The organism is Delftia sp. RIT313 (genome assembly GCF_000632165.1).
Classification (GTDB): domain Bacteria; phylum Pseudomonadota; class Gammaproteobacteria; order Burkholderiales; family Burkholderiaceae_C; genus Comamonas; species Comamonas acidovorans.
Genome location: NZ_JFYT01000055.1, coordinates 23,170 through 36,105, shown reverse-complemented (window position 1 = coordinate 36,105; position 12,936 = coordinate 23,170). Strand labels below are relative to the sequence as shown.

General features: G+C 69.3%; 8 protein-coding genes. All 8 read right to left on the bottom strand.

Annotated features, from left to right (window positions below; all coding sequences use genetic code 11):
* Positions 1-5: 5 nt before the first annotated feature.
* The 8 genes from BW39_RS16395 to tssH all read right to left on the bottom strand — a co-directional run bounded on the left by BW39_RS16395 (position 6) and on the right by tssH (position 12,900).
* Positions 6-1,187 carry a hypothetical protein gene (locus BW39_RS16395; RefSeq protein ID WP_152547253.1) on the bottom strand — a complete coding sequence of 394 codons (1,182 nt, stop codon included), beginning with the start codon at positions 1,185-1,187 and terminating at the stop codon, positions 6-8.
* An 8-nt stretch (positions 1,188-1,195) separates the two neighbouring features.
* Positions 1,196-2,317, bottom strand: coding sequence for a DUF2169 family type VI secretion system accessory protein (locus BW39_RS16390; RefSeq protein WP_043823036.1), 1,122 nt, complete (start codon positions 2,315-2,317; stop codon positions 1,196-1,198).
* Positions 2,314-3,678 carry a hypothetical protein gene (locus tag BW39_RS16385; protein WP_235264220.1) on the bottom strand — a complete coding sequence of 455 codons (1,365 nt, stop codon included), beginning with the start codon at positions 3,676-3,678 and terminating at the stop codon, positions 2,314-2,316. Before BW39_RS16385 ends, BW39_RS16390 begins: the two co-directional genes overlap by 4 nt.
* A 70-nt stretch (positions 3,679-3,748) precedes the next feature.
* Positions 3,749-4,228, bottom strand: coding sequence for a hypothetical protein (locus tag BW39_RS16380; protein WP_043823034.1), 480 nt, complete (start codon positions 4,226-4,228; stop codon positions 3,749-3,751).
* A 51-nt stretch (positions 4,229-4,279) separates the two neighbouring features.
* Complete coding sequence (locus BW39_RS16375) at positions 4,280-6,589, bottom strand: type VI secretion system Vgr family protein (protein WP_043823032.1); 2,310 nt, start codon at positions 6,587-6,589, stop codon at positions 4,280-4,282.
* Between the two features lie 121 nt (positions 6,590-6,710).
* Entirely contained in the window at positions 6,711-7,871 is a 1,161-nt protein-coding gene (locus BW39_RS16370) for a hypothetical protein (protein WP_043823030.1), read from the bottom strand.
* 20 nt (positions 7,872-7,891) lie between these two features.
* The gene (locus BW39_RS16365) at positions 7,892-10,162 is read right to left on the bottom strand and encodes a S41 family peptidase (RefSeq protein WP_043823028.1); all 2,271 of its coding nucleotides are present in this window, start codon (positions 10,160-10,162) and stop codon (positions 7,892-7,894) included.
* A complete protein-coding gene (tssH, locus tag BW39_RS16360; RefSeq protein ID WP_043823026.1) occupies positions 10,159-12,900 on the bottom strand; it encodes a type VI secretion system ATPase TssH in 2,742 nt (913 codons plus the stop codon). The genes BW39_RS16365 and tssH overlap by 4 nt, the downstream gene beginning before the upstream one ends.
* Between the last annotated feature and the right edge of the window lie 36 nt (positions 12,901-12,936).

The following is a 12,936-nucleotide window of genomic DNA, read 5'->3' as shown; positions in this document are numbered from 1 at the left end:
GGTGTTCAGGACTCCTTGCTTTGCAGAAAGCGGGCCGAGAAGGTCTGCGTTGCCGCGCCGTTGCCGCTGTGGATGGGGTATGCGTTGCGAGTGGACCGAATGCGGATGGTGCGTTCCAGCGCCACGGCGGCCACTTCCTCGCCTTCATCCAGCGCCCAACTGAGGATGGAGTTGGGCGGGCGTGCATCGTGGCGAAGGCGCTGGGCGGCCAGGGCCCAGTGCAAGGGGCCGGTGGCGGCGCCGACCTGGCCGGTCATGGCGGCAGGCTCCCAGGTGTCGGGCTGGAAGCTTCCGTCCAATCTGGCTCTGGCCATGATCTGGATGGCTGCTCGCCAGTCCGATCCGTCGAAATCAGAGACGGCACAGCCAACGTGCTCCTCTTTCCAGCCAGCGCCGTCCAGGGCGCCGCGCAGAACCTGGGCCAGCGGCGCCGCATCTGCCTGCTGCTGCGGCAGCCTGTGTGGCCCTGCGCCGCGTGCCAGCGCGGGTGCGTGGAGTACCAGATGGCGGTCATCCCGGTAGTACGTGTCTGCTGCGGCCCGCAGCAGCAGGGCGGCAGCAGCTTCCCCGGAGATGCGCCCGTGAGGGCGGCTGTCTGTCAACAGGGCTGACCGGGCATGGGCTTGTACGAGGGTGGTTTCGTCCAGCAGGCTGTCTACGGCCAACAGCAGGGCATGGTCATTGGCCGAGGTGGGCGTGCCCAGGCTCTGCAAGGCGGCATAGCCTGCGCCATGACCGCCGAATACGGGCGTGCACGGTATGTCGATCAGGGGGGCTGATGCCTGCGGGCCTGCCCAGCGTTCCAGTGCAGCCAGCGTCTGGCGCCACAGCGCAGTGGCATCGTCGGCGGATAGACGTTGGGGCACTGCGAGCAGGATGCGGCGGGGCAGCGCCACTGTGTCGTTGGCGGGCCGGGCCTGCAGGTCCGCCACCAGGTCGGCCAGTGCCGCGCCCAGCAGCTTGGCAAGGCGTGGCGTGTCCTGCGCGCCTTCAGTGATTTCTGGACAGGGTGCGATGGTGACGGGGTGCGGGCTGACGGCGGCCACGACGAGCTTGCGCATGCGCTTTTGCATGCCGGCCCAGGAGGCGGCGGACTGCCAGGCGCTGGTGCCTATGCAGGTGACTGCCCCGGCATGCTGGATGCGCCACAGGCCGTGAGAGTGGGGTGTCGTGTTCGATGCAGGCATGCGGGAAGTCATTGCTGGGCTGCGATGGCAGCGGGTGCGTTTTCATGGGCCGTGAGATGGACCACGGCGATGCGTTCCTGTGCGGGCAGGGGCAGCAGGGCGCGCCACAGCAGCGAGGCGTCGGCCTGCTCCGTGTCTACCGCCAGCGTGTCCCACCGCAGTTCCTGCGGAGGCAAAAGGGTGCCGCCGGCTGTTTCTGCCTGCGCCACAAGCGCCACGCGCGGCCACACGAAGCGCAGCAGCGGTTCATCGCCCATGTGGTGCAGGGTCAGCACGTCGCCGGCAAGTGGCGGATGAGGAAGCTGCAGCGACTCGGGGGCAGCGTTGCGGTGGCGCAAATCGTGGTCCAGAGGCAGCAGCGGGGCACGGCTTTGGCGCCAGGCATCGTCAAAGCTGCCTTGCAAGCCGCGACGTGGCTGGTGGTGGGGCGGTACCAGGCCCAGGCCAAGGGCCTGGTCCGGTACGGTGTCGTCCCAGTGCTTGATGGGCCTGTCCAGTGCTTCCATCCATGGCAGGGGAGACGAGGCCGCCTGCGCTGCCGTGCCGTAGAAACCCATGCCGTCTGGGTTGCGTTCGTCCACGAGCACGTTGTCCTTGGCATCCAGGGTCTGTCCGCCAAAGGCAAAGGGCCGCAGCAAGGGGATGCGAAGTGAAGGCCCCAGTTCCTTGCCCGACAGCTGGCCGAAGTCCTTGAGCCACAGGCGCGGGCTGAACGCCCGCAGTGCGGCCAGGCGGTGCTGGCGCCCCTGGCTTGCATAGTCCACGGCGACATCGATGCTTGGGGTAGGTCGCCCGTTCGGCGATACGGCACAGGCGTCGAGCAGCAGGTCAAACCACGGCTTGGGCGGTACATGCTCCGGTTCACAGACCATCCAGGGTTGCTGGGCACGCGGCTGCAGCACGGCCGCCTGGATTTCGTCCTTTGCAAGGCTGCCCAGAGGGCGCAGCACGCCGGCACGATGAATGGAACGCTGGCGCTCGGCAGGCCGCAGCCTTGGAATGCCCGTGGCGCTGGCCGCCAGTTCCCAGGTTCCCTTGGCAACGAGGGCCAGCATGTGCTTGCCCTGCGCATCCATATGGGGAAAGGCCTGGGCGGCAAACGGGGTGTTGTTGACGATGCTGCAGTTCATGGCGCCGCCGCTTTGTCTTCCAGGCTGCTGATGAGCTGGATCGTCTCTACCGCAGTCATCTGCCGTTGGGCTTGGTCTTCGTGCGACAGGGGGAACGGCCGGCCGGTGTTGGCAGCGTGCTCCACATAGAGCCAACGGCGCAGGCTGTGGCCTACATCGAAGGCTTCTTCCAGCGGCAGCAGCGTGTGCAATGGCTGCCCGGCGCGCAGGCGGATACCGTCCAGCGCCCAGAGACGCTCCTTGAGCGCGGGATCTGTCCAGTCGCTGATATGCCCGGGCTCCAGCCCCTGGCAGCCATTGGCGCAAAAGACCTCGCAGGCCAGGGCGCGCAGTGCGGCGATGCGCGCGGGCGCCTGGCCATGCGTGTGGGTGAGTTCGCCTGGCACCTTGCCAAATACCAGCCGCAGCAGATCGCGTTCGGCCGGCGTGACAGGCCTGTCTTGCTGCTCGATAAAGCGCAGGGTGGGCAGCAGCGCTGGCAGACGGCCGGCCAGCGCCACGGCGCGCAGCACTGTGTCGGGAGGAAGGCGCAGGCCTTGCTGCGTGACTGCGGCAAGTGCCTGCTCGGGCTGGCGGGCAGTCCACAGTGCCATGGCAGTGTCTGCGGCTGAGGCCCAGAGTCCGGGGTGGGAGGCTTCCGTGGGGCCGTCGTTGGCAGTGAGGCGTTCTATATAGCGCGCAAGCTCCCGCTGCAGCAGGCCGCCACCGGCTACGCACAGGACCTCCAGCGCACGGCGTTGCAGCGCCAGGTCGTAGCCTTGCAGCACTGCGGCCAACCGGGGCGCGGCCTGATCGGGCAATTGGCCCATGCGTGCGCAGGCCAGCAGGCAGGCTTCAGTGTCAGCGCCACGTTTGGCCGCTGCGTGTACCGCGTCCAGGTGGATTGGCAATGCCAGCAGGCCCGCCAGTTCCACCCCCAGGGCCAGCAAGCGGTCGTCGCTGGATGACAGCAGCAGGCCGCAGGTGTCGTCGGCGGCATGGAACCATAGGCCATCACGCACGGCAACGGGCTGCTCCTGGAGCAATTGCGCAATCAAGGCAAGGCGCTGCGTGGCATCTGCCTCGTGGGCTTCGGAAAGGGCGATGCGGACAAGCACCGCGCCGGCACGGTCAGTGGGCAGGGCCTGTGCATGGGAGGCAGCTGCTTCGTCCTGGGCTGCGGTGCCGCCGTAGTAGCGGCAGGCTGCCATCAGCATATCCAGCCGCTGGTCTGTGGCCTTCAGGGCTCTGAGGGTGTGCTCGGTACGAAGCAGGGGCGCCCGGCGGCCATAGGCGCGGATGGCCGTGGCCAGTTGGCGCGACAGCATTCCGGGCAGCGGCGGGGCGGCATTGGCGCGGGAAAGAATGGTTGGCGTGTTCATGCGGTCGAGGCGAAGGAAAGGGCGTGCGGGCATTCCGCGTTCGCTGAGAGCGTTGCCTTCGGCGGCCTGGTCAATTCAGTTCGATGGAGCCGCCTTCAATGCGGTGGGTTTCGACGGCGGCGGCCGTGATGGTCTGGCCCCGGACCTGCACCTGCCCATCGCGGGTGAACTGCAGGCGCGTGTCGGCGCAGTGGACCAGCACGCTTTGCACGGCTTCCAGCTCCAGGCTGGCCACGCGCAGGCTGAGCGCGCCGCTGGCGCGGTCAAATTCCCAGGGCGGGCAGGCGGGCGCACCCGCTGCAGGCCAGGCGGCGACGATCAAGGGGGCAAGATCTTGCTGCCCTGGCTCTGGAGCCGGCAGGGCGACCAGCACGTTTTGCCCGCTCACCAGCCTGGGCAGGTGGGTGGAGGCAACGGCCTGCCATTGCTGGCCCAGACATTGGATGGTGATACTGCCGTCCTCCTGCTGGGGATGCAGAACCTGCGCGGGCTGCAAGCCCGAGGCCATGTCGGTAGATTGCGCCTGCGCTGGGCGTTGCAGTGCGGTCATGGATGTGCTCCTGGGAAATTGGGGTGAGGGCAGCCGTGGCGGGGATGTGAATCAGTTTTCATGGATACCGCCGGAGGAGGTCGTGACGTCGTTGGCACCGATGAGCTGGATGCTGTTGCCGTTGACGGTGATGGTTCCGTCGGCCTTGAGCACAAGGCTGCTGCTGCCCACGGTGATGGCGACGCTTTGCGCGTCCATGGTGATGTTTGAGCCGCCGCCGCCACCACCCGAGCCGCTGTCGGACGGCGCAACCACGTTGCTGGCCAGACCGCCCCCACCTGCCGACGATCCGCCACCGCCGCCACCTCCAACGGTCAGCGAGTACGTGGTGCCGACCGTGGTCGTCTTGGTGCTGCCCACGCTGGTGGACTGACTGCTGCCCACGCTCGTGGTCTGGGTGCTGCCGACGATGGTGGCCATGATGGCGCCCACGTTTAGGTTGTAGGCGACGCCGACGTTTTCCATGCGCCCCACGCCCACGTTCTGCATGTAGGCGATGCCGATGGTCTCGGTCTTCATCTTGCCCACCTTGATCGACCAGTTGTTCCCGATCTTGTCCTTCTCGTTGCGGCCTATGGTCTTGCTGCGGTTCTTGCCGATGGAGATGTTCTCGTCGATGCCGACATCCTCATTGCGGTTGTCGCCAATGCTGATCTTCTCGTTGTGGTCCACCCGCTCCGTGCGGTTGTTGTGCACGGTGATGGTTTCGTCGCGGTCCACGGTCTCGGTGCGGTCGCGGTGGATCACGTTGGTTTCATCCCGGTCGATGGTCTTGCGCCGGTCGTTGCCCACCCATTTGTCCTCGTCGTTCTCGACTTCGGTGAGCTGGTCCTTTTGCGCATGCAGCCACAGCTGTTCGGCGCCCGCCTTGTCCTCGAAGCGGATGGCGTTGGCGTCGCCCTGGCCGTTCTTCATGCCCGCGCCCGGTGCGCCGCCCTTGCTCGATCGGGTCTTGATGCCCGATTGCGTGGCGTTGGCCGGCAGCGCCCAGGGCGGCATGTTGGAGGCGTTGTAGACGCAGCCCATGACGATGGGGTAGTCCGGGTCGCCGTTGAGGAAGTCCACGATGACTTCCATGCCGATGCGCGGGATGTGCACCGCGCCAAAGCCCGGCCCGGCCCAGCTGGTGGCCACGCGCATCCAGCAGCTGGAGTTCTCGTTCATGCCGCCGATGCGGTCCCAGTGGAACTGCACCTTGACGCGGCCGTACTGGTCGCACCAGATCTCTTCGCCTGCGGGGCCCACGACGACGGCGGTCTGCGGGCCCGTGGTGCGTGGTTTGGCGGTGATGCGCTCGGGTTTGAAGGGCAGGCTGGTGGGCTGGGCCTGGAGCACGAATTTCTGGATCGAGCCCTCGCCGCTGCCTCCGTCGCTGACGCGCGGGTTTTCTTCGAAGGCGTAGTCCACGGCCGTGACCAGGTAGGCCTGGTTCTGGTCGCCGCGCGGGTAGTTGTCCAGCGTGAAGGTGTAGCCCGGCGCCATGGCGCGGTGGTTGGAGCTGCCCTGCACCGTGCTCTGGCGCGTGAGGCTTTGCTGCAGGCGCACGCGGATGTAGTCCTCGCCGTCGCCGGTTTCGGTGTAGCCGCCCGGCCATTCGTAGATTTCGTAGGCGTCGTGCGCATGGCCGGGCGGGTTGCGGCGCATGTTGGACAGCTCGGCGCGGGGCTTCTTGAAGTCGTAGTCGTCGTTGTAGTGCCGGCCGGGCTTGACGCGCTGGTGCAGTTCCCAGGCGTGTATGCATTCCTCGCGCGCCACGGCGGCCTTGCCGGGCGGGTGGAAGGGGATGACGGCGCCGCCCTGCAGCGGGTCGTGCGAGGCGACGATGTCGTCGCCCAATGTCAGCACATGCTGGCCCGCGCTGTGCTGGTGGTAGTAGCAGATGCCCTCGTGCTCCATGAGGCGCGAGACGAACTGGAAGTCGGTCTCGTTGTATTGCACGCAGTACTCCCAGGTGCGGTAGGAGCGCGTCAGGCGCTGCTGCATGGGGTGGCCGTAGATGCCCAGGACCTCGTTGATGATGTCCGGCACGGTCTTGTTCTGGAAGATGCGGAAGTCGCTGCGGCGCGTGGCCAGCCACAGCCAGGGCGACAGGCGCGCGCGGTACAGGAAGTTGCGGTGCTCGTCCTGGCCGCGCATGCCAAACGCCGTGACCAGACCATCGATGTAGCGTTTGCCGCCGTCCTGGGTCTCCACCACCACGGTGGCGCCCTTGCCCAGCAGGGACTTGGGATCGATGCTGTCGCTTTCGCTGAGCAGGTCGATCTCCAGGGCGAACAGATGGCTGATTTCCTCTCGACCCTGCAGCCGGCGCAGCTGCAGCTGGTCTGCCAGGGGGGTGTTGATGGTGACTCTGCGTGTCATGGTGTCGGATCTCGCGGTGCTTGGGGTGGAAGAGGGGTCGGGGCTTCAGGCCTGGATGGCGGGGCCTGCGTGCGCCGGTCGATGAAGGGCTTGCATGGGGTGGCTGGAAGGTCCTCTGCTGCTAGCGGGCTGCGTACACCAGCCCAGGACGGGCGCCGTCGGCGTCATCCTGGGCGTCATCCATGACAGGGTCGCTGTCGAAGGGCTGGCCCAGCGCAATGAACTGGTAGTTGCCGCGCCGGTCGGTGAAAACCGCCAGGCCGCCCGGCGTCAGGGCTACGTTGAACCAGTCGTTGTCGGTTCTGGGCTGGTCCGGATCCAGCGAGCCTGGCCGGCTCCGGGCCAGCACGCTGCCGGCCAGGCTCGCCTGGTTCAACGCCCGGGTCTGCCGGCCATCCGCGCCATACAGCCGTAGCTCCCCGGTGGCTTCGACCTTGCGCAGACCCTCGCCCAGAGGGACGGAGCGCTTCAGGCTGGCCAGCACGAACCGGCCACCCGGAGCCAGATGCAGGTCGGGCGGGATGTCGTTGCCACCGCTGCGGAACTCGGCCAGGTGCACGATGCGCGCCTCTGCGCCCAGTGCCAGCGCGGCGCCCATGCCGCGCTGCCCGGGCAAGGCATAGATCAACAGCACATTGCCTGCCGACCATGCCTGGGCGCTGGTCCAGGCCAGCGCATCCGCTGCCGTCCAGGCCTGGGCCTGCGCGGCCATGGCGGCGGCCGTGTCCTTGTCCTGGGGCTGCACGGCCAGGGCTCCATCAGCGGCGCGGGCCAGGCGGGGCAATGCATCGAAGCTGCCCAGATTGCGCGCTTGCTGCAGCGTCCAGCCCGGCAGGGCGAAGGTCAGCAGCTGGTAGGGCTTGCGGCCGTCCGCATCGGGGTCCAGCCGGCTGCTGGCGATGATGTTCACCAATCCGTCACTGCTTCCCTGTGCATCCTGCGTGACGACAGGGCGGGCAAGGCAGCCGCCAGGTCGAACTCCTGGCCGTGGCAGCGCCGCAATGGCCGTAGGGCTGCCGCTGCGCTCTGACAGTTGAAAACTGCCTGTCTTGGCCTGGTTCTTCAGATCGAGTCGATCCACCCGGCCATTGCAGTACACGGCATACAGGTAGCGGTACTGGCTGCGGTCGGTGGGATCTGCGGGATCGAGTGCCTTGGCCGCAACTGGCGTAGCGAGTGCAACCCGCATCTGGTCGGTGCTGGACGAGCAGCCCGCTGCCAGCGCGCTGGCAGCCATGACTGCACAAGTCACGAAACGGGCGGGGTTCAGGTGCGGTGGCATGGCGGCAAGGGCTTGTGGGTCTAGCGCGACGCCTGCGCGGTGCGGCTGCGATCCAGGTGGAGCACGGCGGCGTCCAGCAGCGGGTCGCCGCCGGCCTGGATGGAGGCGGTGAAGGCCGCGTCCACGGGCACGCGCAGGCGCGGGGTCACGCCTTGGGCCTGTGTTGCGGTGTTGTTGCCGCCAGCGGGGCCGGTTTCTGCGAGCAGGGGGACTTGCACGATGAAGCCGGCCGGCAGGTGCACGCGTGTAGCGGGGCCGGTGGCGCCGGCCGTGGCACTGGTGGCGACGATGTCGGCACGCTGGCTGTGCTGCAGCCAGGCAGCGAACAGTTCGCAGGGGCCGGCGCAGCCAGGGCCGGTGAGCACGGCGACGGGGGCGGTGAAGGGCGAGCCCGAGGCGGCCAGCGGCAGTTGGGCCGGCAGGCCCAGGCCGCCACGGCTGCGCCAGACGCGGGCGGCGGGATCGAACAGGCGCTGGGCGGCGTCCTGCATGCGCAGCGGCTTGTCGCGCATGTAGAGCGAGGCCAACATGTGGGGCACCAACTGGTAGGCGTCATCGCCCCGGTGGGCGCGCAGGTCGATGACCAGGCCCGTGACCCTGGCCTGGGTGGCGGCGGCCAAGGCGCCCTCCCAGCGGTTGAGCTGGCCGGTGGCGCCGTCGGCAAAGCTGTCGAGGGCAATGTAGGCCAGGTTGCCGCCCTGGGCGCTGCGCAGCAGGAAGGAGGCGAGGGCGGGCTCGGCCGCAGGCAGGGCCGTGGTGGCGGCGGGGGCGGCGTCCAGGCGCAGGGTCTGCTCCTGGCTGGCCGAGGGTGTGCCCGCTGCGGTGCGCAGGCTCAGCGTGGTGGGCGTGCCCAGGTCCAGCGCCAGTAGGTCGGTGCGGCGGGCGTCGGCACCGGCGCGCAGCGAGGCGGGGGCAATGCGGTCCAGGTAACGCGCTGGGCTTTCCCCTTCGATGGCGAGGATGTCGCTGCCGGGCTGCAGGCCCGCCTTGGCGGCGGCAGAGCCTGGCGCCACGCTGGTGATGGCGATGCGGCCGTCCTCGCGCAGCCAGGTGCGCGGCATGGGCAGGTTGACGCTGCCGCGTGCCAACAGCTGCGGGGACAGGCCCCGGTCTGTGCGGGCAGGCCAGGCCTGGCCGCCGGGCAGCAGAACGCGGTATTGGCCATCGCCCAGGCGCTGGCCCATTTCTGCCAGGGCCTGGGCCTGTGCGGCGCTGTCGCCGCGCTCGGCGGCGGTCTGCAGGCGCTGGCCGTAGTCGGCACGCAGCTTGCCGGCATCAAAGCCGCTGGCAGCGGCCAGCGGGTGGCGCTCGGCAATGAGGCCGATGAGGGCCTGGGCCGCATCGCCTGCGCCCAGGCGGGACAGGTCGATGTCCTGCGCGGGCTGGACGGCGTGGAAGGCCAGGGCGATTTCCCGGGCGCGGTCGAAGCGCAGGCCCTGAGGCTCCAGCGTGACCACGGTGTAGCCGCGCGGCAGGGTGACCATGGGGTCGTCGGCGGTGAACAGGCGCCCGTCGGCGCCAAAGCCGGAAGGGAAGCGCTGCGTGGCATCGCTGGCCCAGACCAGCAGCTTGCCGCCCGTGGGCTCCAGGATGTCGCCGCTTTGGCGCGGCCATTCGGTGCGCACCGAGCTGGCGCGCAGCATGGCGTGCTGCTCTATGGCGTCCAGGCTGCGCCGGCCCGCGCGCTGGGGCACATCGGCGTGGACGGACAGGGCGAAGATGCGCACGCCCCGGCCCCCGGGGCGCGCACGGCCGGTGGACAGGTCATAGGTCGTGCCTTCGGGGTCGCCGGGCAGTTCGATGGCCACGCCGGTGCTGTCGCCGCGCGGCAGGGCCAGCCATTGCGACTTGGCCGGCGCCACATGGGCGGCCTGGCGCTGCACGAGGTACGGCCCCTGGTCCATGAGCGCGACCACGGCCTGGCCGCGCCGGGCGCTGTCCGTCCAGGCGTCGCCCAGCACGGCCATGACGCGGCGTGGGCCGCCCTGGTCGTCCTGCACGGGGGCGGCGCCGGAGGGCGGCGACTGTGCCGCCTCGGGCTGGGCCTGGTTGCGGTCCCACCAGGCACGGGCTTCGCTGGCGGCACCGGTGGCCGCGTTGGTGGCCGTGCTGGCTGCGCTGCGGCCGGCCTCCAGCGCCTGCTGGCCGGCCGTGGCGGCGCCCGAGGCCCGCTGCACGGTGTCGGCAGCCTGGCCGATGGCGCCCAGGTCCAGCGCCTGCGCGGCCGGGGCGGCCAGCAGCGCGGCGGCAATCACTGCCGTGGTGGCGCGTGGAAGACGGCGCCCGCTCATGCGGGCTCCGCAGCGCGGGTGCGCACGTCCAGCGTGAAGTCGTCGCCGCTGGCGCCGGCGTGCAGGCTTTGCAGTTCCTGGCCTTCCACGGTGGCCTGCAGGAAGTGGGTGGCCATGCGCGGCAGCAGGTTCTGGGTGAGGATGCCGTCCACCATGCGCGCACCGGACTCGACCTCGCTGCAGCGGCGGCGCACCAGGTCCACGGCGGCTTCGTCGAAGCTGAACTGCGCGCCGTGGCGCTCTTCGATGCGCCGCTGTATGCGCAGCATCTGCAGCCGGATGATCTGCTCCAGCATGGCGTCGGAGATGGGGTAGTAGGGCACCACCGTCAGGCGGCCCAGCAGCGCGGCGGGGAAGGTCTGCAGCAGCGGCTGGCGCACGGCCTGGGCCAGGCCTTCCGGCGTGGGCGCCAGGTCCGGGTCGCGGCACATGTTGGCGATCAGGTCCGAGCCCACGTTGGAGGTCAGGATGATGACGGTGTTCTTGAAGTCGATGTAGCGGCCCTCGCCGTCCTCCATCCAGCCCTTGTCGAAGACCTGGAAGAACATCTCGTGCACGTCGGAGTGGGCCTTTTCGATTTCGTCGAGCAGGACCACGCTGTAGGGGCGGCGGCGCACGGCCTCGGTGAGCACGCCGCCTTCGCCGTAGCCCACGTAGCCCGGTGGCGCGCCCTTGAGGGTGGAGACGGTGTGCGCCTCCTGGAACTCGCTCATGTTGATGGTGATGAGGTTTTGCTCGCCGCCATACAGGGCTTCGGCCAGGGCCAGCGCCGTCTCGGTCTTGCCCACGCCCGAGGGACCGGCCAGCAGGAACACGCCGATGGGCTTGCCCGGGTCGTCCAGCCGCGCGCGCGAGGTCTGGATGCGGCGCGTGATGGCCTCCAGGCCATGGCGCTGGCCGATGACGCGCTTCTCCAGCGTGTCTGCCAGCGAGAGCACGGACTGCACCTCGTCGCGCACCATGCGGCCCACGGGAATGCCGGTCCACTCGGCCACGACGGCGGCGACCACGCCGGCATCGACCACGGGCTGCAGCAGCGGGGCATCGCCCTGCAGCTCGGCGAGCTGGCGGCGCAGCGCTTCCAGCGAGGCCACGCTGGGGGGCTCGGCAGGTTCGGTTGCGGTGGCTTCGGCGGCCGTTTCCGGTGCCGCAGCGGACGGGTCTGCGGCGGCGCCGGTGGAGAAGACGGGCGGCTTCAGGCCCATGAGGGCGGCCTCGGTTTCCAGGATGCGGCGGGCCAGCGCGCTTTCCTGGTCAAAGCGCTCGGCCAGCGTGGCCTGGCGGTCGCGCAGGCTGGCCAGGTCGGTTTCCAGCGCCTGCAGGCGCTCGGCCGTGGGCAGGCCGAGAGCGGCCTCGCGCAGCAGCACTTCCTGCTCCACGCCCAGGGCCTCGATGCGGCGCTGCACGGCTTCCAGCTGGGCGGGCGTGGCATGCAGGGCCATGGCCACGCGCGAGCAGGCCGTGTCCAGCAGGCTGACGGCCTTGTCGGGCAGCTGGCGCGAGGGAATGTAGCGGTGCGACAGGCTGACGGCCGCGGCCACCGCGTCGGCCGCAATGCGCACCTGGTGGTGGTTTTCCAGCTTGGCGGCCACGCCGCGCAGCATGTCCACGGCGCGGGGCTCGTCGGGCTCGTGCACCTGAACGAGCTGGAAGCGGCGGGTCAGGGCCGGGTCTTTTTCAATGTATTTCTTGTACTCGGCCCAGGTGGTGGCGCCGATGGTGCGCAGCGTGCCGCGCGCCAGAGCGGGCTTGAGCAGGTTGGCGGCATCGCCCGTGCCGGCCTGGCCGCCCGCGCCCACCAGGGTGTGGACTTCGTCGATGAAGAGCACGATGGGCGTGGTGCTGGACTGCACGGCGTCCAGCAGGCCGCGCAGGCGGTTCTCGAATTCGCCCTTCATGCTGGCGCCGGCCTGCAGCAGGCCCACGTCCAGCACGCGCAGCTCCACGCCCTGCAGCGGCGGCGGCACGTCGCCCTGGGCGATGCGCAGGGCCAGGCCTTCGACCACGGCGGTTTTGCCCACGCCGGCCTCACCCACCAGGATGGGGTTGTTCTGGCGGCGGCGCAGCAGGATGTCCACCATCTGGCGCACTTCGTCGTCGCGGCCCGTGACCGGGTCCAGTTCGCCGGCCTTGGCGCGGGCCGTCAGGTCCACCGTGTACTGCTGCAGCGCGCCGCCCTGGCCGGGCGCCGCGCCCGTGGCCTGGCTGGCTTCGCCCGGCGTGCCTTCCAGCCCGCTGCCATCGGCCGCGCGCATGCGTGCCTCGGGCGAGTCGGGCAGCAGGCGGGCGAAGGCGTCGCTGAGCGCGGGCTCGGAGATCTTGTCGAATTCGCGCGAGATGGAGCGCAGCTCATTGGCGAGCGAGCGCGTGCGCACCATGCCCGACAGCAGATAGGCGCTGCGGATCTGGCTGTCGTTGAACATCAGCGTGGCATAGACCCAGCCGCGCTCGATGGCGGTCTCTATGTGCTCGGAGAAGTCGCTGATCGAGGTGGCGCCCCGCGGCAGCTGGTCCAGGCGGCGCAGCACATCGGCGGCCAGGCGGTCGGAGGCGATGTCGAAGTGGCGCAGGATGCGGATCAGGTCGCAATCGTTTTCCTGCAGCAGCTGGTGCAGCCAGTGCACCAGCTCCACATAGGGATTGCCGCGCAGCTTGCAGAACACGGTGGCGCCTTCCAGCGACTTGAACAGCAGCGGGTTGAGCTTGCCGAAGAGGGATTGGCGGCTGATTTCTGTCATGGGTCTTGGGTGCGGAAAAAAGTGGATGAATGGGGG